This is a genomic window from Pseudomonas sp. ITEM 17296 (genome assembly GCF_028895205.1).
Classification (GTDB): domain Bacteria; phylum Pseudomonadota; class Gammaproteobacteria; order Pseudomonadales; family Pseudomonadaceae; genus Aquipseudomonas; species Aquipseudomonas kermanshahensis.
Genome location: NZ_WJRS01000006.1, coordinates 246,657 through 268,551, shown reverse-complemented (window position 1 = coordinate 268,551; position 21,895 = coordinate 246,657). Strand labels below are relative to the sequence as shown.

Here is a 21,895-nt window from a genome sequence, read left to right as displayed (position 1 = left end):
GGAGCAGGCATGCCAACCATTACTGTTACCTGCGCACCACTGCAGCCCATCGAGCGCAAGCGCCTGGCCCTGGCGCTCACCCGCCTGCTGAAAGCGCAGGGCGCCGATACCGCGCACTGCATGGTGTTTTTCAAAGTGCTGGAACCTGGGTGTGTGTTCAGCGCCGGCATGCCATTGCCGACCGCGGATGGCAACGGTGTGGCGTTGCAGTTCTACCTGCGCATCACCCTGTCGGCGGCGCGCGACGGGCTAGCCCATGCGGTCTTGGCCGAAGGCCTGCACCGTTGTCTGGTGAGTCACTACCCGAACGCTTTCATCTACCTGCAGTTTGATCCGATCCTGCCAGAACACGTGTTCTACAGCGCGGGAACGGCATTGATCAATGCCCACCATCAACAAGGAAAACCAGGCGCGTGAGCAACCTTTCTATTGAGCAGCAGATTCGTCAGGCACTGGCGCAACTACTCGGCGACGAGGTCAACGCCATCGATAAGCGCGACAGCTTCCGCGATTTTCTAGGCGAACGCTTCGACAGCCTGATGGCCGTCGAAGTCATCACCGCCATTGAAGGCTGTTTCGCCATCGAAGTGGATTACCTGAGTGACGACGTTCGCTACTGGTTTGAAACACTGGAAAAGATGGAGCAGTTCGTCGCCCAGAAACGCGAAGACCAATTGACCCTGCAGGCCACCCCGTGAGCGGCGATCATCTGTTCACCACGTCGGGCTCCACCGGCGCGCCACGCCACTGGCTACGCAGCCACGCGCAAATGGTCGACGAGGCCGCGCTGATTCTCGGCCGCTGGGCGGCTGACGCGACCGAGGTCCTGTCGTTCGCGCCGAGCTGCCACAGCTACGGGATGATCCTGGGCGAGGTCGGTGCGCAATGGCTGAGCGCGCGGTTGCAGGCCTGCTCGTTGGAACAGCAGCAGTTACCGCAACTCGATGGCGACGGGCCCTGTGTGATCCTCGCCATTGCCAGTACCTGGCGGCTCTTGCCTGCACTGCTGGCGCGCCTGTCAGCACGGCGTTCGGTACTGGTGGTGCACAGCGCATCGCTGTTGCCACCGGACGCGTTGGCCACCGTGCACCGCTTTGCAGGGCCGCAGGTGCGCTTCATCGAGCTGCTGGGTGCCACCGAAACCGGCGCCATGGCCTATCGCGCGCTGGATGCGCAAAGTACCGCAGAGCAACCGTGGACGCTGCTGAGCGATGTCGAGTTGCTGAGCCCGATCGGCGCTGCCGGCCCGCTAGACGTCAGCAGCCCACGTATCGCGCGGGAGCAGGGCGCTGCAACCCCGGCACACCATCACCGTTGCGATGACCTGGTGCTGCCATTGGACGCGCGACGCTTTCAATGGCTGGGCCGGGCCAGCAGCCTGATCAAGGTCAACGGGGTTCGGCTCGACCTGGCGCGCCTGGCCTGCGAGCTCGGCCAACGCCTGCAGTGCCCGAACCTGACCTGCGTGCCGGTGCGCGATGGGTTGCGCGCCGAAGCGTTCGAAGTGCTGTTCAGTTCGCCAACGTTGACCGAGCAGGCCGTGCGCGAAGCGCTCACGCACTGGCCTGCGCACCACCCGCGACCGGTCGCCGTGCGCCGGGTCGCACACCTGCCGCTGTCTACCACCGGCAAGCCCCAACCGTGGGCCGCCTCATTAACTGTCAAGGAATACACCCATGAGCCACGCTGATACCCAGGGCACCATCGCCCATTACCTGAACCACTGCGGTGCGCCGCTGACCAGTGGCCGCGAACAGCCCGAATACCTCGGCCTAAGCCTGCGCAAGCGCCTCGAACTGCTAGAGCGCAGCCCTGCGCTGGCGGCTGATTGGGCTGCACAGTATGAGGCCTGGCGCGATCACGCCGACAGCCACTATCGCTGTCTGACCAGCACCCGCCCAGTCGAAGCGCCGTGGATCCGGCTGGGGGTGAAGGACACCGTGGACGTCGCCGGCCTGCCGACCCGCCTGGGGCTGCGCAGCTACCGTCACTACCCGCAACGCAGCGCCGAGGCGCTGAGCCACCTCGACCCGCGTATCGCGCTGACCAGCAAGGTGGCGACCACCGAGCTGAACATCGCGTTCGGCGCAGGCTGCCGCAACCCGCATTTCCCGACCATCGACCCGTCGGGTTCCAGCACCGGGTCTGCGGTTGCCGTGGCTGCAGGCCTGTGCGACATCTCGTTGGGTACCGATGTGCTGGGCTCGGTGCGTTGGCCGGCGTCCCACTGTGGCATGGTCGGCCTGCGCATGACCCACAAGGCCGCCAGCCTGGCCGGTGTATTCCCGCTGTCGCCCCGCATGGACGCCTTGGGTTGGGTGACTCGCAGCGCCGACGACCTTGCCCTGCTGCTGCCGATGCTGGGCTTGGGGCCGTTGCTGGGCGATCAGCAGCCGCTCAAGCAGCAGTACCGTGTCGGCGTGCTTGAACACGCGCTCGACCCCGCACTGACCAGCGCACCAATGCTCGACATGTTGAGCCAGGCCCGTATTGCACTGGCCGACCTGGGCATGGCCCCGCGTGAAGTGGCCATGCCCGACCTGTGGGCCTGCCGTGGCGATGCCTGGCAGCTGTGCGCGCGCGACGCTTGGCTGGCATCTGCGGCCTGGGCGCGGCGCTTCGACTGCGAACTGCATTGGTCAACGCTTAGCGCGCTCAAGGTGGGTGAAGGGGTAAGCGACAGCGACTACTCGCGCATTCATGCCCGCATGGACGCCGTGCGGGCGGGTATCGATGCCTGGTTCGAGGCCGCCCAGGTGGATGTCGTTATTTTCCCGATGGACCCGAACCGGCCCTTCGACCGGCGCAGCCCACAACCAGGTGATTCGACCATTCCGTCACCGGACGATCACGACTACGCCCAGAAAATCGGTTTCACCCCTCTGGCTAGCTTCAGCGGCCTGCCGGCCATTACCGTGCCGATCGCCCTCAGCGCTGACGGCAAGGCGCCCCTGGCGATACAGATCATGGGCCGACGCGACAGCGAGCTGCAGTTGCTGGACATCGCCAAACGTGTGCAGGCGCTGATCGGCCTGCTGCCTACCCGTCGTCTTCAGGTGTAAGGGGCGAACCATGTGCGGAATTACAGGCTGGGTGGACTACACCCGCGACCTCGCGCAACAGCGCCAGGTGCTCGGCGCCATGACCGATACCCTGGCCTTGCGCGGGCCGGATGCCAGCGGCAGCTGGCAGCACCGCAACGCCTTGCTGGGGCATCGGCGCCTGGCCATCATCGACCTGAGCGGTGGCGTGCAGCCCATGACCTACCGCTTCGCCACGGGTGAAGACGTCGCGCTGGTGTACACCGGCGAGGTCTATAACCACCATGCCCTGCGCGAACGCTTGCGCCAGGCCGGGCATGTGTTTCATACGCGCAGCGACACCGAGGTGGTGCTGCACGCCTACCTGGAGTGGGGCGAGCAGTGCTGCGACCACCTCAATGGCATGTTCGCCTTCGCCGTGTTCGATGGGCGCGACGGTCACTTCCTGTTGGTGCGCGATCGCCTGGGGGTCAAACCGCTGTACTACACCCGGCACCAGCAGGGGCTGCTGTTCGGCTCCGAGATCAAGGCGATTCTTGCCCACCCCGAGGTTGCCAGCACCCTGGACGCGGTAGGCCTGGTGGATGCCTTGAGCCTGTCCCGTGGGACCACCCGCACTGCCTTTCGCGGGGTCAGCGAACTGCCGCCGGGGCATCGGTTGTCCTGGCGGCCCCAGGGGCAGGTTAAGATCAGCCGCTACTGGCAGTTGCAACGCCGCGAGCATCAGGACGACGTGGCGACCACGGTCGAACGCACCCGCGAGCTGCTCGACAATGCCATGGGGGAGCAGTTGCATGCCGATGTGCCGGTTTGCTCGCTGCTGTCCGGTGGCCTGGACTCGACCCTGCTGACCGCCATGGCGCAACAGCGGTTAGCGGCCGAGCAGGGCGGGGCGGTGAATTCGTTCTCGGTGGATTTCGTCGGCCAGGCCGAGCAGTTTCAGGGTGATGCGTTTCGCCCCGAACGTGACCAGCCTTATGCCCTGGCGGCGGCCCAGTACATCGGCAGCCGGCACCAGACCATCCTCATCGACAACCGGGAGTTGGTGTCGGACCCGGCCCGCCTGGCGGTGTACCGCGCCAACGACAGCGCGGCCACCTTCGGTGACGTGGATACCTCGCTGTACCTGTTGTTCAAGGCGATCCGCGCGCATTCCACGGTGGCCATCTCCGGTGAGGCGGCAGATGAAGTGTTTGGCGGCTACGCCTGGTTCCGCGACCCGCAGGCCGTGGCCGCAGCGCGCTTCCCTTGGCTGTCGCGCATGCAACTGCTGCAGCCCGAGCTGATCAACCCTGAGTTCAACCGAGCCTGCGATTTTGCCCAGTATCAGGACAGCTGTTATCACCAGGCCCTGGACAGCGTCGAGCATCTGCCAGGGGACAGCCCGCAGGAACGGCGCATGCGCGAAATCTGCCACATGCACCTGCAGCGCTGGCTGCCGATTCTGCTCGATCGCAAGGACCGCCTGAGCATGGCCGCGAGCCTCGAGGTGCGGGTGCCGTTCACTGATCATTCACTGGTGGAGTACGTGTACAACGTGCCGTGGTCGATCAAGGGCAAGGATGGCGAGGAAAAATGGCTGCTCAAGCAGGCCGGCGCCGACCGGGTACCGCCTGCGGTGTTGCAACGGCGCAAAACCCCGTACCCGACCTCGGCGAACCTGGCCTATGAGCGCTTTCTGCGCGAGCGCATTCGGCAGTTGCTGAAGGCGCCAGTCCGGCCCGTGTTCCAGGTCATCGACCACGGCCGGCTGGCCGCCGAGTTGCGCCAGCCCGAGGGCTATTTCAACTCGCAACTGCGGCGTAACAACCTGGAGACGGCCCTGGCGCTGGACACCTGGCTACGTGAGTACCGGTTGACGGTGTAGGGCTACAGGATCAGAGGGTTCTGCAGGGTGTCGCTGAAGCGCTTCGGCGCGCCCTGGTCGAGCATGGCGATGAAACTGCCCAGGGCCGGCGAAGCGTTCTGGATGTTCCAGTTCATGTACAGGCCCATGGTTGGGGTGGGCTGGTCCTTGATCGGGCGGATCGGGCGGAATTGCACGCGCTCACGCAGCGTCGAGTAAGCGATCGACTCCGGCACCAGGGCCACGCCGAAGCCACAGGCGACCAGGCCGATCAGGGTGTGGATCTGCGCCGCCTCCTGCACCACCTTGGGGTAGAAACCGGCCGACTCGCACAGGGCGATCAACTGGCTGTGGTAGCCACTGCCCAGGGCTTGCGGGGTGAAGACGAAGTCCTCTTCGGCAAAATCGCGCAGGTCGACCAGCGGCTGATGGGCCCTGGCGTGGTTGGCGGGCAGGGCCATGATGATCTGCTCGTTGAGCAACAGCCGCGACTCGATGGTATCGGGCGGCATCGGCAGCTTGCGCATGAAACCGATGTCGGCTTCGCCGGCCATCAAGGCCTTGGCCTGCGAGGCTGAGGGCATCTCGCGGATGGTCAGGCGTACATTTGGGTAGACCTCGCGGAACCTGCGCAAGGTCGTGAGCAGCGACTCGTAATACGCAATGGAGATGGCCGTGATGGTCAGTTTGCCGCAGATGCCTTCCGAGACATTGCGCGCGTATTCAATGCCTTGCTCCAGCTCTTTGAGCGTGCGGTAGGCGGTTTCCAGAAAGGCCATGCCAGCGGCAGTCAGCTTGACCCCGCGCTTGTTGCGCAGAAACAGGCTGAAGCCGAGCTTTTCTTCAAGGCGGTTGATCGCTTGGCTCAGGGGCGGCTGCGCCATGTGCAGGCGGATGGCGGCCTTGTGGAAGTGCAGTTCTTCGGCTACGGCGATGAACTGCCTGAGCAAACGTGTCTCGATCATTCTATGTTCCTTCATCGACTTGCCGGGGTGCCTGGCAGGCGCCACCCCTGCAAGGCGGCCATCATAGTGCGTGGCCACCGAGTGACAAAGCCTCGGTGATATCCCTGAGATATCAAAGTTGCATGCTTTTAATATTAAGTCATTGATTTTTTTATTGTTATCGTAAAAAAGGAGAATCGAAGGTGCCCTGCAATGCCAATCACAGACCCATTCAAGAACAAAGTCGCGATCATCACCGGTGCTGCCCAAGGGCTGGGCCTGGCTTACGCCATGGCACTGGCCGAGCGAGGCGCCCGCGTGGTCATCAGCGACCTGGGGACTGACCGGGCAGGCCAGGGCGAGGACCCGTCGGCCCTGGCCCAGGCACTCGCGGCCCTGCAGGCCAAGGGCTACAACGCGATCGCCCATGCCGGGCAATTGGAAGACGAACGCGCCTGCCAACAATTGATCGAGCTGGCCATCGAGCAGTTTGGCGCACTGGATATCCTCATTCACAATGCAGGCTGGGTCGATTACCAGGGCATTGAAGCGCAGGAAGAAGCCTTTCTTCAGCGCGCGCTGGGCATCAGCGTGCACGCCCCGGTGTGGCTGGCCAAGCATGCCTGGAAGTACCTCAAGCATTCCGCAGCCCCGCGTGTGGTGCTGACCACCTCGGACCGCGCCATGTACCAGCGCTATTCGCAGCCGGGGCTGGTCGCCTACTCAGCCGGCAAGATGGCCCAGGTCGGCATCATGAACGCCTTGAGCATGGAAGGGATGGAGCACGGCATCCTGGTCAATGCCATCTCGCCCGTGGCCAAGACCCGCATGTGGGGCGTGACCCAGGCACCGGAAGAGCTCAAGCCCGAATGGGTCACCCCAGGGTTGTTGTACCTGGCCAGCTCGCTGTGCCGCGACACGGGCTACATCCTGCGTGCCAGCAACGGGCAGTTCACCGCCACCCGTTTCACCGAGAACAGCGGCGTCAGCTACCCACGCGACCTGGCGCGGGTACAGGCGGGCAACTTCAAGGAAGTGGCCGAACGCTGGAGCCGCATCAAGGAATGCCACTACGTACCGGTCAAGGTCGCCAACACCCGCGCCGACCTGGGCGAGAGCCCGGTTTGGGACGCGCGCAGCGGCGCGCTGTACTTCGTCGATATCACCGATGGGCGCATCAATCGGCTGAACCCGGACGGCGAGGTCGAAAGCCTGTATGAGTCGGCCGCACGCATTGGCGCCCTGGCCCTGACCGACCAGGGCAACTTGATCTTCACCGAGGATTCCAGTGTCGCCATTCTGGACGTGAACGCGCGCAAGGTGCGGCAATACTCCGTGCCGGTTCACCCGCGTTCCACCTACCGTTTCAACGATGGTGCCTGCGACCCCCAGGGCCGTTTCGTCAGCGGCCTGATGGACGAAGCCCCAAGTGGCAAGACCGGCGCCTTGTTCCGTTTCGACGCGGAACTGAGCGACCAGGTGATCCACGATGGCATGGCGCTGCCTAACGGGCTGGCCTGGTCTGAAGACGGGAAAAGCGTTTTCTTCGTCGACTCGGTCGCCCGCGCCATCTACCGCGCAGAGTACCTGCCCGAAGGCCGCTTGACCGAGGTTACGCTGTTTGCCGAAACACCTGCTGAGCTGGGGCGCCCGGACGGCATTGCGCTAGACCGCGAAGGCGGGCTGTGGGTGTGCCAGTTCAATGGCAGTTGCCTGCTGCGTTACGACCGTCACGGCCACCTGACCGACCAGGTGGTGATGCCGGTGACGCGCCCGACCAGTTGCTGCTTTGGCGGTGAAGGGATGACCACCTTGTATATCACCACCGCGCGGTTCGGCATGAACGCTGTAGAGCTGCGGCACTACCCGGATGCCGGCGACCTCTATGCAATTCGCCCGGAAATCGGCGGCATTGCTCGCCACGCCTTCAAGGAATGAGGTTGTGCACCTGGCTGGCCGGTAACACGGCCAGCTCACCAAAGCGTTGCGCCGAGTCGATGTAGCGCAGTGCTGACTTGGCGTCCTTCCAGCCCACGTAGCTCATCAACGACTTCAGTTCCCAACCATTGGCCGTGGCCCACGTGGCGAAACCACGGCGCAGCGAGTGGCCGGTGTACAACGCCGCCGGTACCCCGGCACGCTCCAGCATGCGCCGGAGCAGCCCAACCAGGCTGTTGCTGTTGAGCGCCGCGTCGCTGAGGTTGCCCCAGCGGTCGAGCTTGCGAAACACCGGGCCATGGGCGATGCCGGCCACTTCGATCCACTGCAGGTACGCGCTGACCGGGCACAACGCCTTGAGTGCTGGCGTGCGGTGCTGCACGCCAAGCGCTTCGCGGTCACCCTTGCTGCGAGGCAGGAACAAGGTGATGCCGACACCGGCTTCAGCCTGGATGTGCTCGACGCGCAGGCGCGCCAGCTCGTCCCCCCGAAACCCTCGCCAAAACCCCAGCAACAGCAGCGCCGTGTCGCGACGCGCTCGGCGCAGGGTGGTCAAGTCGTGGCATTCGCGTGCCTGGCGGGCTTCGTCCTCGAAGCATTGCACGGCGGTTTGCAGGTGTTGCAGCAACAGCGGTGCAGCCTGTTTTGGCGGTGTCGGGTGCAGGGTGCGAATACCGCGCAGTACCTGGCGCACCAGCGGCGCCTTGGTCGGGTCGGGGAAGCCCTGGCTGATGTGCCATTGGCTGAGGGCCGCGAGGCGTTGACGTAGGGTGCTCACCGCGTGCTGCTCGGCGTGGTCGGCCAGGTAACGGGCCACGCCCTCGGCGGTGGCCGGCAGGAAACCACCCCACTGGGTCTCGAAATGGTCGATGGCAGCCTGGTAGCTGCGCCGCGTGTTGTCACGGGTGGCGGCGCGGACGTAGCGCTCGATGTCGGTCATGGTGCAGTAGCCGGTATTCAGTGGTGACACGATAAACCGAATCGGCTTGCCTGTCCTGGCACTCGTCCCTCTTTAGTAGACACCTACCTTTTCATCGATGCCGTTGAAGGGTGGGTAGTCGAGCAGTTGTGCCGCCGACAGTGGGCGGCTGAAGTGATACCCCTGGGCAATGTCGCAACCGGCGAGCTTCAGGCACACCACTTGCTCACGGGTCTCCACACCTTCGGCCACCACCTCCAGGCCGAGGCGCTTGGCCAGGATGATGGTGGAGGAGACGATCGGGCTGTCGTCATGGCTGTTGGACAACGGCGCAATCAACGAACGGTCGATTTTCAGCTTGCTCAACGGCAGCGAGTGCAGGTGCGCGAACCCTGCATAGCCGCGCCCGAAATCGTCCAGGCTGATGCCCAGGCCCGCTTCGCGCAAGCGCTGCAGGTGCTCGACCGCCGTGCCCTCGGGGTCAAGGATGGTGGTTTCAGTGATTTCCAGCTCCAACCGGTGTGGGGCGATGCCGTACCTTTGCAATTTGTTCAGTAGCCGCGTGCTGAACCCTGCCTGGCGCAACTGCAGCGCCGAAACATTGACCGCCAGGCGCGCTTCGCGGCCCTGCGCGTGCCAACGGGCGAGCGCCTCACAAGCCAGGCGCAGCACTTCCCAGCCAAGCTCGATGATAAAGCCACTGCGCTCGGCCAGGCCGATGAAGCGGTCCGGGTAAAGCAGGCCGAATTCCGGGTGGTCCCAGCGCACCAGTGCCTCGTAGCCCAGCACCTGGTGGGTATCGAGGCGGATCTGCGGTTGGTAATGCAGGATGAACTGGCGCTCGGCCAACGCCGCGCCGAAGGCTTGCTCGAGGGTGAAGGCATGGATATCGGAAAGGTTCAGCGACGGGTCGAAGAAGCGGTACTGGGCACGCCCGGCCTGCTTGGCCGAGTACATCGCGGCATCGGCGCAGCGGATCAGGCTGTCGATGTCTTGGCCATCGCGAGGGCAGATGCTGACGCCGACGCTGGGGCTGGTGTTGACCTCCTGGCCATCCAGCGCATAGGTGGTCGAGAGTTTCTGCACCAACTCGCGTACCCAGGCGTTGATCTGTTCTTCGCTGCGCTGACCGGCCAGCAGTACCACGAACTCGTCACCACCAAAACGCGAGGCTTCGTCGCCCGGCTCCAACAACCGTTGGATTCGCCCGGCCACGGCTTGCAGCAGCAGGTCGCCGATCTTGTGGCCGAGTGAGTCGTTGATCGACTTGAAACGGTCCATGTCGATGAACAGGATGGCCATCAACCGGCGTTTGCCCCGTTGCCGGGTCAGCGCAAGCCCAGCGACTTCGACGAACTGGCGGCGGTTGTGCAGGCCACTGAGGTGGTCAGTGGCCGCGGCGTGGCTGCTGCGCCGGTGTTCGTCCTCAAGCCGCTCTATCAGTTGCTGGTTGACCTGCTGTGCGTGCTCCAGGGCGCTGAACGCTTCCTGGCGTTTGCGCAGCAGGCGCAACGTCCACACCAGGCTGGCCAGAATCATCAGGGTCATGCTCAGGTTCAGCCAGAACTGCCGTGAGTAGGCCAAGGCCGTCGGCGCCAGGATTTCTTCGTAGCGTTGGCTGACCACCACGCTAAAGCCTCGCTCGGCCTCGCGCCGGTACAGGCTCTGGTAGGGGCCGCCGGGTGAATACTGCGTGAACGCGCCCGCGTCAGGCCCGGCCTGCGGTAAATCAGGCTCCAGGCTGTCGGCGGCCACGATCACCCCGCTGGAGTCGATGCGCAGGCGTTCGTGGCCATCGTCCTGCAGCAGGCGCATCAGGCCGGTGCTGCCCAGGTCGATGCGCTGGAACAGCACCGCCAGGTAACCGATGTCCAGCTGCACCACCAGGATGTTGTCGATTTCGCGGCCGGGTAGGTCGGTCAGCGGCAATATGAACGGCAGACGCCAGTTGGGCAGGGCGCTAAGCGGGCTTTGCACCTCGATACTGGGCATGAAGGGTTTGAAGCCGTAGCGGGCAACGTGCAATTGCAACTGCCGCAGCCAGTCTTCAGGCAGCGTTGCGGCGTCGTCGGCGTGGCTGGCCGACACGAGCCGGCCGTGTCGGTCGTACAGGCTCATGCGTTTGAACAACGGGTCTTCGGCCAGCAACCGGGCCAGGTTGGCGTTGCCCTGGCGCGGGGCCTTCAGGTCGCCTTGGGTGACGCGGCCCACGGCCTGGGCACGGTCGACCAATTGGCGCAGGCTTTGCGCGACGATGCTGGCCAGGTTCAGGTGCTCGGCCGCCTTGGCCGACACTGCATCCTGGCGCGCAGCGGCTTTCTGGGAGAAGTGCAGCCCCCAGAGAAATGCCAGGGTGGCGGCACACAGCATCAGGATCAACAGGCGCAGAAGGCTGGCGGAAGAGAGCGAACGGCGAATCACGACTGATAATCCCGACCCTGGGTGATGCTGAAAACATACGACAGTATGATGACAGGCCGATGACTGATGGCTAAGTGCCTCTAAGGTTTTGCCGTGTCCGCCAAAGGCGTCTGCAAGCGTGTGGTTTCTTCTTCGATGTAGGTCATCAGCGCAGCGACCTCGGCATCGCCCAGGCGCATGTTGGGCATCGCCAGGCGGTTGTATTGCTCGTACAGCAGCATCGCCAGCGGGTCTTTTTGCGCAAGCATCTGATCTGGCTCTTTCAGCCAGCGGCTCAGCCAGCGGGCATCGCGTTGCCGGGTCACGCCTAACAGGTCGGGGCCGATGCCCCGTTGCACGCCTGGCTCGGCGTCGCCCAGGGTATGGCAGGAAGAGCAGCGGGTGCGGAAGATCTGCTCGCCGCTGCTGGGCGAGCGGACTTCCGGCGCATGGGCATAGTCGTTGGCCATGGCGCTGGCTTGCTTCCAGTTGTGCAAGCTGTTGCCCAGGCGGTCGGCGAGGATGTAGGGGCTCTCGAAGGGCGAGGCTTTCATCCAGCGGCCGGTGGCCTGGTTGCCGATGATCAGGCTCAGGTTGTGGTCTTTGGAGCGGCCGTTTTCCAGGCCTTCTATGTACAGGCCCAGGCTTCTGCGCAATTGCTCGATGTCGGCAGGCTCGCCGGTGAGCAAGGTCCAGCCAGGGCCGATGGCGAATTTTTCGGCGTAACGTTTGAGGGTGGCCGGCGTGTCGTTGTAGGGGTCGATGCTGATGGAGTAGAGGAATATGTCCTTGCCGACCCGGTCGCCGAGGATTTTTTGCACCTGGCGCAGGCGCGCGGTTTCCACCGGGCAGGAGTCGGAGCAGCCGGTGAAGATGAAGTTGATGGCGACGACCTTGTCTTTGATCAGGTCATCGAAGAAGTGCACTTTTTCACCGTCCTGGGTCAGCAGGGGGGTATTGGGGAAGTAGTCGGCGCCCCAGGGGGTGGTGGTTTCTTGGGGTGGGGCTTGCCGGGGCTGCACGGGCCAGAACGGGATGCTGGCAGCGAACAGCGACAGCACGAGCAGAACACGCCATGAGCCAGTCATGAAGTACTCCTCCGTAAAAGATCCTACACAAACCGTTGTAGGAGCAGCCTTGTGCTGCGAAAAGGCCAGTGAAAGCACCGAAAATGGCATTGTGTTGTCACTGGCCTCTTCGCAGCGCAAGGCTGCTCCTACACCTGCTTTGCCTACTTGATGCTGATTGGCGCTGTCACGCTTTGCCCCAGCGTCGACGTCACGGTCGCTGTCGCCGGTGTTGCCGGGCCGTTGCCGGTGGTAGTAGCCGACAACCGCCAACGGGCACCCGTGGTGGCCGCGGTCAGCGTGGCAGCACCCAGGTTCAACGGCCCGCTGGTGGTGGCCACCGTCACGTTGATGGCATTGCCGGTAGCCACCGAGGTGGTGCCCGCCAGCTCCCAGGTGTAGCGGTTGCCGCTGCGCACTTGCACCGAGGCACTGCTGACCTGGATGTTGTCGACCGGTAATGCCGGGCTCACCGCGATGCTGACCGCCGCCGGGGCGACCGACTCGGCACCCTTGGCGTCGCGCGCCGAGTAGTTGAAGCTGGCGGTGAACGGTGTGGCGACGGTGGCCGGTGGGGTGTAGGTCACCGTGGTGCCGTCGGTGCTGGTGGTACCCATGCCCGAATCCGGCTGGCTGAGGCCAGTGACGGTCAAGGGCAGGTTGCGCTCGGGGTCGGTGTCATTGGCCAGCACATTGAGCGTGATCGCCTTGCCGGCCGTGGTGGCAGCACTGTCGTTGACCGCAACCGGTGGCTTGTTGGTATCGTCGTTATCATTGTGGCCAGACGTGCGGAAGGTCGGCAGGCCTACAGAAGCGACGTATTCCACACCGTCCCAACCCGGCAACGGGGTAGGCATCACCTGGAACTGGCCAGGGTGTTCCAGGTCCCAGCGCAGCAGCATCGACGAGTCTTCGTGCTGGGTGTTGTGGCAGTGCTCCATGTAGGTACCGGCAAACTCGCGGAAGCGGATGGCCATTTCCACTTCTTCCGACGAGTCGGCATCCGGCCCAATGCGGTAGACGTCCTTACGCGCCCACTTTTCCCACTCTGGCGGTGCCTTGCCGTCGCGGCTGAGCACGATGCCTTCCTCGAAGTGCACATGCACCGGGTGGCTCCAGCCATTGCCGCCATTCTTGATCTTCCACACTTCCAGGGTGCCGTCGCCGCTAAAGCCGCCTTGGGTGGCTTCGTTGGCCAGTTGCGGCGCTGCGTTGATGCGCCGTGGGTCCATGCTGTAGCCGAAGCCGCCATCGGTCTTGATGGTCCAGGGGGTGGTGTCGGTGCCGTCGGAGCGGCCAAAGATGAACTCGCGGTGGCGGGCATCCTTGAGCTTGGCCTGGTCGGCCACGGCGTTGCGGTCGAGGGTCAGCGGGATCATCTTCAGGCCTGCGGCCTTGCCCGGCTTGGCCGGTTCATAAGCGACTGGGTCCATGCTCAGGTCCTGGCCGCTGTAAGGCTGCACCAGCAGTTGCATGAACTTGCCCACCACCGGGTCGCCTTTGTCCCACTGCGGGCCCTTGCTGGTCTGCTTGATGACCGCCTTGTATTTCTCCGACAGCACATCGGCCAGGGAAATGGCCTGGTTCGGGCCCTTGCCGGTCTGGTGCTCCATCAGGTTGACGAAGTACAGCTTGTCGCCTGCCTTGATGCCGTTCTTGGCGAAATTGATGATGATGTCGTAACGCTCGGCGATGCCTTGCAGCGGCAGAATGCCGTTGTTGTCCTTGAGGTCACCGTCGCCGTTGAGGTCCAGGGTGCCGTCGAATGGCACGGCATGTTCCATGATGTTGCCGTCGTTGGCGATCATGTGGAACGGCACGCGGGCATACGACACGTTGGAGCCGGACGGGCCTTTGAATTCGCCGCTGCTGCCGGCGATTTCACGCACCACGGCAAATTTGAAGTAGCGCGACACCGACCCATTGAGGATGCGGAAACGGTAGCTACGCGCCCGTACTTTCAGCTTGGGCTGGTACTGCCAGTTGACCAGGATCTGGTCGCCGAGAAAGCCGTCGGTATTGAACGGGTTGAACCACAATTGGCCATTGGCATCCCAGGCTTTGTCGGCAATCACCAGGTTGACGTCGTAGTCGCGGTTGCCCCACGGCATGGCCGAACCACTGGGGAAGCGCAGGTTGACGCCATCCTGCAGGGCCTCGTTGCCGCGGTCCAGGGCGCTGTAGTAGTTCATCATCACGGCGTTGCCTTTGTAGACGTTCTGCGCCGTGAAATCCATCATGTGGTCGTGGAACCAGTGGGTACTCATGGTTTCGCGCCAGTCGCCACGAATCTTGATGCTGCCGTTTTCGCAGGTTTTAAGGCCCGGTGAGGCGTCGTTGACGTACAGCGTTTCGCCCGGTGCGCAGGGGAACGCGGCGCGCGGGTCTTGGGCCCGGGTGTTGATGGTGTCGTAACCGGCCAATTGCACCGGCCACCGGTAGTCGTAGTACTGGCCGGGGAAGAAGTAGGCGTTGGCAAAGCCATCGCTCTCGGCCGGGGAGTGGCCGTTGTGCTCGTGGGTGGAGATGGTGTGCAAGCCAAAGCCGCCGTTGGCCGACGGGTCGATCGGCAAGGCGTTGTAATGGCGCATCAAGATCGGCTGGCCATAGCGGACCATCAGCAGCTTGGGCGGGAAGGTGCCGTCGAAGGTCCACAGCGATTTGTGGTTTTGCAGAGGGAAGCTTGGGTGGAAGCGGGTGTCGATGCCCTTGGTGGTGCCCAACGTGGTGGGGATGTCCGAGGTCTGGTAGTACAGCCCGCCTGGCGCGAACTCACCGACCGCATAGTTGTGCATTTGCTTGCGGTCACGCAGCCCGAGGTTGATGCGTGCGCCAGCTTGGGCGGTCTTGAACGCAGCCTGAGGGTAGAACTCGTTCCAGCGCTGATGGGACCAGCCCTTTCCTGGTGGGCGGCCTTCAGCCGGCGAGCCGACCGGGTGGCGGTTGAGGAACATCTCTATCTGCGCTTTCCACGGGTTGCGGTCGAGCACGTTGGAGAACTGGGTAGGGAAGGGGTACAGGCCCGGTTGCTTGAGGAAGGCTTCCAGGGCGGAGCCACTGGGGCCGCTGCGGGCGACCACATTGGGGTCTTGCGCGGGGGCCGCGCCTAGGGTTGGTACGGGGAAGGTCAGGTCAGGTGCCGGGATGCTGGGGTCGAGCTTTTCCGGGCCGAATTCTTCGAACAACAGCAGTTGCTGGGTGAACGGCTGCGCACCGAACAACGGGCTGGGCTTGCCGTTGGTGGGGTACTTTTCAGAGGTTTGCAACGCGGGCGGCAGTACGTTGTCCTGGCGCACGGTAGAGCGGTCGCCATGGACGCCATCGGTCAGCTCCAACGAGCCTTCGTTGGCTTCCGGCAAGGTGTACAGGTTGAGCAGCGCCGGGTTTGGGTCGTCCGGCTGGTCGGTATAGGCCGAGGGGTCGGTCAGCGGCGGCTGGCCGACGTCATCGAGGGAAGACGCGATTGCCGGGTTCAGCCCAAGGCTGAGCATCAGCACGGTGACGGCAGACAGTTTGAATGTGTGCCTGGTTGGGTGAATCACGGCAGGTGTTTTCATTGCCTTGTGCCTCGCTCGCGGCTGTATGGCTTGGGGCCATCAATGGCGTTTTGCCTGGTTAAGGGGCCTGAGCAACGGCTGTGCCAACAGATGTTTCGGTAATGCTTTGTTAAACAAATCCTTTAAAAACCTGAGTCGCGCTAAATAATGGCGTGCCAGGGCTGGGGACAGGCACCCACAAGCGGGTCACCCAAGGCCCAGTGTTTGGGGCGTGACAGCACCTTCCTACCTGCTGTATACCTGTGGGCCACCAAGGGGAGCCCGGCAAAGGGCTGAGAAACCGCTGAGCGTTGCAGCGCGGTGACCCTTCGAACCTGATCCGGATCATGCCGGCGAAGGGATGGGACTTGAAACCTGCCTTTTTGCCGGCCTCACTGCGAGGCCAGTCCATGCCAGCTTCAACGGTCTCGCTGTCACCCCCTGCAGAGGACAGCATCATGACCGAACGCTTCACGCAAACCCTGCGCCGTCAGAGCGAGCCGACCTGGTCGGCGGCCGTCGGGCACCGCTTCGTTAGCCAACTGTGCGACGGCAGCCTGCCGGACCCGATCATGGTCCGCTACCTGGTGCAGGACCACCGCTTTCTCGACAGCTTCCTGACCCTGCTTGGCGCTGCGATCGCCACCGCGGACACCTTCGAGGCACGCCTGCGCTTCGGCCAGTTCGCCGGGATGATCTCCAGCGATGAGAACACCTATTTCCTGCGCGCCTTCGAGGCGCTGGACGTCAGCCCGGCGCAACGCGTAGAGGCCGCGGACACTGCGCCGACCGCAGGCTTCAAGGCGATCATGCGTGAAGCGGCCGCCACCCGCTCATATGCTGCCGCGTTGGCAGTATTGAATGTCGCCGAAGGGTTGTACCTGGACTGGGCGCTCAAGGCGCCGAAACCCTTGCCTGAACACTTCGTGCATGCCGAGTGGATCACCTTGCACGACAACCCGGCGTTCCAGGCGTTCGTCGCCTTCCTGCAGGCCGAACTGGACCGCGTCGGGCCGCAGGAAGCCGAGCTGAGCACCGATTTCTACCTGCGTACCGTGGCCTTGGAGCTGGCCTTCTTCGATGCGGTTTACGAGGGGGAGGTGTGAGCATGGATATTTTCAATCGCCTCAAGGCCGCCACCACGGGCGAGTGGCACCGCTATGTCGAGCATGATTTCGTGCAGCAGATGGGCGAAGGCACGCTGAGCGAGGCGGCGTTCCGGACGTACTTGGTGCAGGACTACCTGTTCCTGATCCAGTTCGCCCGCGCCTGGGCCCTGGCCGCTTACAAGAGCCGCCTGCCGGCCGACATCCGCGCCGCCCAGGCGGGCCTGGCGGCGATTCTCGACGAAACCGAGCTGCACCTGCGCCTGTGCGCGCGCTGGGGGCTGACCCAGGCTGATATCCAGGCCGCACCCGAGCACCAGGCCACGGTGGCGTATACCCGCTATGTGCTCGACTGCGGCGCCGCCGGCGATTTGCTGGAACTGCATGTGGCGTTGGCGCCCTGTGTGATCGGCTATGCAGAAATTGGCCGGACGTTGGCTGAACGGATTGGTGACCTGAGCGATCACCCTTACCGTGAGTGGATCGCTGAGTATGCCGGGGAAGGGTATCAGCAGGTGGCGGCCAATGCCCGCAAGCACCTGGATGAACTGGCCGCGCGGAGCATGACCGAGCAACGGTTCGTGGAGCTGGCAGGGATCTTTGGCCAGGCGTCGAGCCTGGAGGCCGATTTCTGGCAGATGGGGCTGGATGGCGCGAAGTAGGGATCAATGGTCCTCGTTGATCATTGGAAATTCCAGGTAGGAGCAGCCTTGCGCTGCGAAGAGGCCGGTGAAGACACCATTAGTCTTCGCTGCTGCCACTGGCCTCTTCGCAGCACAAGGCTGCTCCTACCCGGATCGCGCTTGACGGGATGGCAGGGCTAGTGGGTTGGCTGCGATGTGGCTAAAGCCACGTCCGCGCTGGAGGAATGCCTGGACGGCGGACTGCTTGAATGCGGTTTCGGAGGCAGCTCAATTCCAGGTAGGAGCAGCCTTGCGCTGCGAAGAGGCCGGCGAAAACACCATTAATCTTCGCTGCTGCCACTGGCCTCTTCGCAGCACAAGGCTGCTCCTACCCGGATCGCGCTTGACGGGAAGGCAGGGCTAGTGGGTTGGCTGCGATGTAGCAAAAGCCTCCCGCGCTGCAGGAATGCCTGGACGGCGGACTGCTTGAATGCGATTTGGGGGGCCGCTCAATTCCAGGTAGGAGCAGCCTTGTGCTGCGAAGAGGCCGGTGCAAACACCATTAATCTTCGCTGCTACCACTGGCCTCTTCGCAGCACAAGGCTGCTCCTACCCGGATCGCGCATGGCGGGAAGGCAGGGTTAGTGGGTTGGCTGCGATGTAGCAAAAGCCTCCCGCGCTGCAGGAATGCCTGGACGGCGGACTGCTTGAATGCGGTTTGGGGGGGCGCTCAATCCCAGGTAGGAGCAGCCTTGCGCTGCGAAGAGGCCGGTGAAGACACCGTTAATCTTCGCTGCTGCCACTGGCCTCTTCGCAGCACAAGGCTGCTCCTACCCGGATCGCGCTTGACGGGAAGGCAGGGCTAGTGGGTTGGCTGCGATGTGGCTAAAGCCACGTCCGCGCTGGAGGAATGCCTGGACGGCGGACTGCTTGAATGCGGTTTGGGGCGCAGCTCAATTCCAGGTAGGAGCAGCCTTGTGCTGCGAAGAGGCCGGTGAAAACACCATTAATCTTCGCTGCTGCCACTGGCCTCTTCGCAGCACAAGGCTGCTCCTACCCGGATCGCGCTTGACGGGAAGGCAGGGCTAGTGGGGCCGGCTGCAGGCCTCGCCACCCTGGTATATCCGCCAGCAAGCGGCGTGTGTATTCACTCGCTGGTTGCTCGAATACCTGCTCGGTAGGCCCTTGGTCCACCAGCCTGCCCTGGCTCATCACCAGCACCTGGTCGCTGATGCCGCGTACCGTGGCAAGGTCGTGGGACACGAACAGGTAGGTCAGGCCCAGGTCGCGTTGCAAGGTCTGCAACAGCTCCAGCACTTGCGCCTGCACCGGTGCGTCCAGCGCCGACAGCGGCTCATCCAGTACCAACAGTTCCGGCTCGGCGGCCAGCGCACGGGCGATGGCGACCCGTTGCCGTTGCCCACCGGACAACTGGCCAGGGCGCCGCTGCAGCAAGTCGGCAGGTAGCCCGACACGCCCCAGCAGCTCGACCACCCGCTGGCGATCATCGCGCCGGTTGCCGATGGCGAAGGCGCGCAGCGGCTCACTGATGATGTCCAGCAGGTTGTGCCGCGGGTCGAGTGCAGCCCAAGGGTTCTGGTAGACCAACTGCACCCGGCGCCGATAGGCCTGCAACTGCTTGCGCCCTGCGCCAAGCACCTGCTCGCCATCAAACAACACGCTGCCTGCATCTGCCTGCTCCAAGGCCAGGATGATGCGCGCCGTGGTCGACTTGCCAGAGCCCGACTCGCCAACCAGGCTGGTAGTGCTGCCACGAGGCAGGCTGAAACTGACATCCGCCACCGCCGCCGGCCCCTGGCGGTTGAAGCGCCGCTGCAGCCCAGTGACCTGCAGCAAGGGCGCCGCAGGGTGATCGGCCGGGCGGGTACGACGCTGCTGCAACCGTGCCAAGGGTGAGGCATTGAGCAACTGGCGGGTGTAGGGGTGGCTGGGGGTATGCCACAGGTGTTCGGGCGTGCCGCTTTCGAGCAGTTGGCCGTGGCGCATGACCAGAATACGGTCGGCCCGGTCCAGCGCCACCGCCAAGTCATGGGTGATCAGCAACAGGCTGCTGCCGCGCGCGCGCACCAAATGCTGCAAACGGTCGAGGATCTGCCGCTGGACACTCACGTCGAGGGCACTGGTGGGCTCGTCAGCGATCAGCAGCGGCGGGTCATTGGCCAGGGCGATGGCGATCAATACCCGCTGGCACATGCCGCCCGACAACTGATGGGGGTAGCACCGCAGCAGTTGCTCGGGCGCCTTGAGGCCAACCTGCTGTAGCAAGGCCAGCGCCCTGGCATGGGCTTCACTGTGCGCTACGCCATGCACGGTCATGGCTTCGATCACCTGCGAGCCGATGGTCTTGACAGGGTCCAGCGACGTGCCTGGGTCTTGTGGCACGAAACCGACCAGCCGGCCACGACGGGTTTGCCAGTCGCGCTCATTGAAGGTGTCGAGTGCCTGGCCCTGCAGCCATAGTTGGCCGTTTTGCCGTGCTGTAGCCGGCAGCAGACCCGCCAGGGCGGCCGCGGTGGTGGACTTGCCTGAGCCGGACTCGCCGACCAGGCAGACGATTTCGCCCGCGCCAATCTCCAGGTCCAGCGCCTGCACGGCGGGTTGTTGGCTGCCGGGGTAGTCGACGCGGAACTGGCGGATACGAACCAGTGGCGAACTCATCACGCTGCTCCTTGAAGTTGTTGCAGGCTACGCGCCAGTTGTTGAGTAGCCAGGACCACCGCAGCCACCACCAGGCCCGGCAAGGTGGTGTACCACCAGGCGACGACCATGTAGTTGCGCCCCTCGGCGATCAGCAAGCCCCATTCCGGCTGGGGCGGCGGCGCGCCGAAGCCCAGAAAGCTAAGCGCCGAGACGGCCAGCACAGCGCTGGCGAATTCCAGTGCGGCCAGGGCCAGCAACGGCCCCGCGGCATGTGGCAGCACGTGGTGGCAAAGGTTGGTCCAACTGCCAACCCCGACCACCTGCGCCGCTTCGACAAAGCTGCGGCGGCGCCAGCGCAAGACTTCGCCACGTGCCAGGCGGGCGAACATCGCCACCGAGGAAAGCCCCACGGCCAGGGCGATCTCCAGCGTGCCGAACCCCAGGGCAGTGACGATGGCCATCGCCAACAACAAGGCAGGAATCGCCATCAGGACTTCCACCCCCATCGCCAGCAGCCGGTCGGCGACGCCACCGAACCAGCCGGCAATGCCCCCCAGCAGGCTGCCGGCGACCAGGGCGATCAGTACCGCGATGCTGGTGGCCTGCAGCGACAGTGCCGCGCCATGCACACAACGCGCATACAGGTCGCGGCCCAGGTGGTCCGTACCGAACCAGTGGTCGGCGGAGGGGGCTTGCAGGGCCTGGTTCGGGTCAGCCAGCAGCGGGTCGGCGCTGCTGAACAGGTTCGGCCAGAAGGCCCAGCCCAGCACCACGATAAACAGGGCCACGCTCAGCGTCAGTGGCAGGCTTGGCCAGCGCACGGGGCGTGCCAGGCGGTAGGCAGGTTGCAGGATCATGGGCGGCTTCCTTGGCGGATACGGGGGTCGAGCAACGGGTAGGCCAGGTCGGTCAGCAGGTTGGTCAGCACGTACAAGGCGGCAGCCAGCAGTACTACGCCTTGGACCACGGCGATATCCTGGCTGGCGACAGCACCTTGGGCCAAGCGCCCGATGCCATCACGGGAGAACACGGTTTCGGTCACCACCGCGCCGGCCAGCAGGTTGCCCAGCAGGGTGCCGGCCAGGCTCAACAAGGGGATCGCTGCGTTGTGCAGAATATGCACGCCTAGCAGCCGCCATGGCCCGACACCCTTGCTACGCAGGGCCTGCACAAAGGGCTGTTGGCTGACCGTGGCGATCGAGCGGCCAAGCACCTGGGCGATCATCGCCGCGCACGGCAGGGCCAAAGTCACGGCCGGCAGAACCAGGCTGGCCAGGCCTTGCCCACCCATGGCCGGCAACCAGTGCAGTTGAAAGGAAAACAGTTGCAGCAGCACCAGCCCGACCCAGAAGGTCGGCAACGACACCACCACGGCAGGGGCATTGTGCAGCACGCTCTGCAACGGTCGCTGGCGTACGCGATGGGCCGCGAGCGCTAGGCAGATGCCCAGTGGCAGCGCCAGGCCAAGCGCCGTGAAGGCCAACGCCAGGGTGGCCGGCAATGCCGCTGCAAGTGCTGCGGTGACGGGCTTGCCGGTCTGCAGCGAAGTACCCAGGTCTAGCTGCAGCAACCGCCACAGGGCACCGGTGTACTGCTGCCAGAGGCTGCCGTCGAGGTGATAGCGAGCGCGCAGTTCAGCGACCTTGACCGGGTCTGCCGAGCCCGGTTCGCCACTTTGCGCCAGCAGGATCGCTATCGGGTCACCGGGCAACCCATAAAGGATGGCAAACGACAGGCTAAACGCTGCCCACAGCACCAGCAGTGACTGGGCCAGGCGCCACAGGTGCGCGGGGTGATGGTTCAGGGCGTTCATC

Annotated in this window: 17 protein-coding genes, 1 pseudogene and 1 riboswitch; of the genes and pseudogenes, 10 read left to right on the top strand and 8 right to left on the bottom strand. The window is 64.2% G+C overall.

Translation table 11 applies throughout. The annotated features are described in order from the left end of the window. The first annotated feature begins 9 nt into the window (after positions 1-9). Genes GIB19_RS10125 through asnB form a run of 5 tightly spaced genes read left to right on the top strand, consistent with a single transcriptional unit; the run spans position 10 to position 4,908 of the window. The gene (locus GIB19_RS10125; protein WP_099429398.1) at positions 10-417 is read left to right on the top strand and encodes a hypothetical protein; all 408 of its coding nucleotides are present in this window, start codon (positions 10-12) and stop codon (positions 415-417) included. Further along, entirely contained in the window at positions 414-698 is a 285-nt protein-coding gene (locus GIB19_RS10120) for an acyl carrier protein (RefSeq protein ID WP_099429397.1), read from the top strand. The genes GIB19_RS10125 and GIB19_RS10120 overlap by 4 nt, the downstream gene beginning before the upstream one ends. Further along, entirely contained in the window at positions 695-1,690 is a 996-nt protein-coding gene (locus GIB19_RS10115; RefSeq protein WP_099429396.1) for an AMP-binding protein, read from the top strand. Before GIB19_RS10120 ends, GIB19_RS10115 begins: the two co-directional genes overlap by 4 nt. Beyond that, on the top strand, positions 1,677-3,062 hold the full coding sequence (locus GIB19_RS10110) for an amidase (RefSeq protein ID WP_099429395.1): 1,386 nt from the start codon (positions 1,677-1,679) through the stop codon (positions 3,060-3,062). Before GIB19_RS10115 ends, GIB19_RS10110 begins: the two co-directional genes overlap by 14 nt. A 10-nt stretch (positions 3,063-3,072) precedes the next feature. After that, positions 3,073-4,908 carry an asparagine synthase (glutamine-hydrolyzing) gene (gene asnB, locus GIB19_RS10105; protein WP_274885380.1) on the top strand — a complete coding sequence of 612 codons (1,836 nt, stop codon included), beginning with the start codon at positions 3,073-3,075 and terminating at the stop codon, positions 4,906-4,908. A gap of 2 nt (positions 4,909-4,910) precedes the next feature. Here the strand turns inward: asnB and GIB19_RS10100 are convergent, their stop codons facing one another. Next, positions 4,911-5,852, bottom strand: coding sequence for a LysR family transcriptional regulator (locus tag GIB19_RS10100; RefSeq protein WP_027595404.1), 942 nt, complete (start codon positions 5,850-5,852; stop codon positions 4,911-4,913). Positions 5,853-6,044: 192 nt separating this feature from the next. On the opposite strand from GIB19_RS10100, the pseudogene GIB19_RS28260 reads away from it, so the two are divergent. Beyond that, positions 6,045-6,689, top strand: a pseudogene (locus tag GIB19_RS28260) (SDR family NAD(P)-dependent oxidoreductase); the annotation flags it as partial. Between the two features lie 27 nt (positions 6,690-6,716). Continuing rightward, positions 6,717-7,769 carry an SMP-30/gluconolactonase/LRE family protein gene (locus GIB19_RS28255; protein WP_371098215.1) on the top strand — a complete coding sequence of 351 codons (1,053 nt, stop codon included), beginning with the start codon at positions 6,717-6,719 and terminating at the stop codon, positions 7,767-7,769. On the opposite strand, the gene GIB19_RS10090 is transcribed toward GIB19_RS28255, so the two are convergent. The 3 genes from GIB19_RS10090 to GIB19_RS10080 form a co-directional block, all read right to left on the bottom strand. Beyond that, positions 7,759-8,739, bottom strand: a complete 981-nt coding sequence (locus GIB19_RS10090; RefSeq protein WP_218186931.1) for a site-specific integrase — start codon at positions 8,737-8,739, stop codon at positions 7,759-7,761. The genes GIB19_RS28255 and GIB19_RS10090 overlap by 11 nt on opposite strands. Positions 8,740-8,781: 42 nt before the next feature. Further along, positions 8,782-11,109 (bottom strand): putative bifunctional diguanylate cyclase/phosphodiesterase, encoded by a 2,328-nt coding sequence (locus GIB19_RS10085; RefSeq protein WP_274885378.1) that lies wholly within the window; start codon positions 11,107-11,109, stop codon positions 8,782-8,784. Positions 11,110-11,189: 80 nt separating this feature from the next. Next, positions 11,190-12,176 carry an SCO family protein gene (locus GIB19_RS10080; protein WP_274885377.1) on the bottom strand — a complete coding sequence of 329 codons (987 nt, stop codon included), beginning with the start codon at positions 12,174-12,176 and terminating at the stop codon, positions 11,190-11,192. On the opposite strand from GIB19_RS10080, the gene GIB19_RS10075 reads away from it, so the two are divergent. Next, entirely contained in the window at positions 12,175-12,327 is a 153-nt protein-coding gene (locus GIB19_RS10075) for a hypothetical protein (protein ID WP_157765553.1), read from the top strand. The genes GIB19_RS10080 and GIB19_RS10075 overlap by 2 nt on opposite strands. Here the strand turns inward: GIB19_RS10075 and GIB19_RS10070 are convergent. Then, the gene (locus GIB19_RS10070) at positions 12,320-15,712 is read right to left on the bottom strand and encodes an Ig-like domain-containing protein (protein WP_274885376.1); all 3,393 of its coding nucleotides are present in this window, start codon (positions 15,710-15,712) and stop codon (positions 12,320-12,322) included. The genes GIB19_RS10075 and GIB19_RS10070 overlap by 8 nt on opposite strands. A gap of 243 nt (positions 15,713-15,955) precedes the next feature. Continuing rightward, a riboswitch (TPP riboswitch) is annotated at positions 15,956-16,070 on the top strand. 79 nt (positions 16,071-16,149) lie between these two features. Here GIB19_RS10070 and GIB19_RS10065 point away from each other — a divergent pair. Both GIB19_RS10065 and tenA read left to right on the top strand, forming a co-directional pair. Then, entirely contained in the window at positions 16,150-16,797 is a 648-nt protein-coding gene (locus tag GIB19_RS10065; protein ID WP_099429390.1) for a TenA family protein, read from the top strand. 2 nt (positions 16,798-16,799) lie between these two features. Beyond that, entirely contained in the window at positions 16,800-17,459 is a 660-nt protein-coding gene (gene tenA, locus GIB19_RS10060; protein ID WP_099429389.1) for a thiaminase II, read from the top strand. A gap of 1,014 nt (positions 17,460-18,473) precedes the next feature. Here the strand turns inward: tenA and GIB19_RS10055 are convergent. The 3 genes from GIB19_RS10055 to GIB19_RS10045 are packed head-to-tail and all read right to left on the bottom strand — an operon-like array spanning position 18,474 to position 21,894. After that, complete coding sequence (locus tag GIB19_RS10055) at positions 18,474-20,099, bottom strand: dipeptide ABC transporter ATP-binding protein (RefSeq protein ID WP_274885375.1); 1,626 nt, start codon at positions 20,097-20,099, stop codon at positions 18,474-18,476. Beyond that, positions 20,099-20,938 carry an ABC transporter permease gene (locus GIB19_RS10050; RefSeq protein ID WP_274885374.1) on the bottom strand — a complete coding sequence of 280 codons (840 nt, stop codon included), beginning with the start codon at positions 20,936-20,938 and terminating at the stop codon, positions 20,099-20,101. Before GIB19_RS10050 ends, GIB19_RS10055 begins: the two co-directional genes overlap by 1 nt. Next, on the bottom strand, positions 20,935-21,894 hold the full coding sequence (locus GIB19_RS10045; protein ID WP_274885373.1) for an ABC transporter permease: 960 nt from the start codon (positions 21,892-21,894) through the stop codon (positions 20,935-20,937). The genes GIB19_RS10050 and GIB19_RS10045 overlap by 4 nt, the downstream gene beginning before the upstream one ends. Position 21,895: the final 1 nt, after the last annotated feature.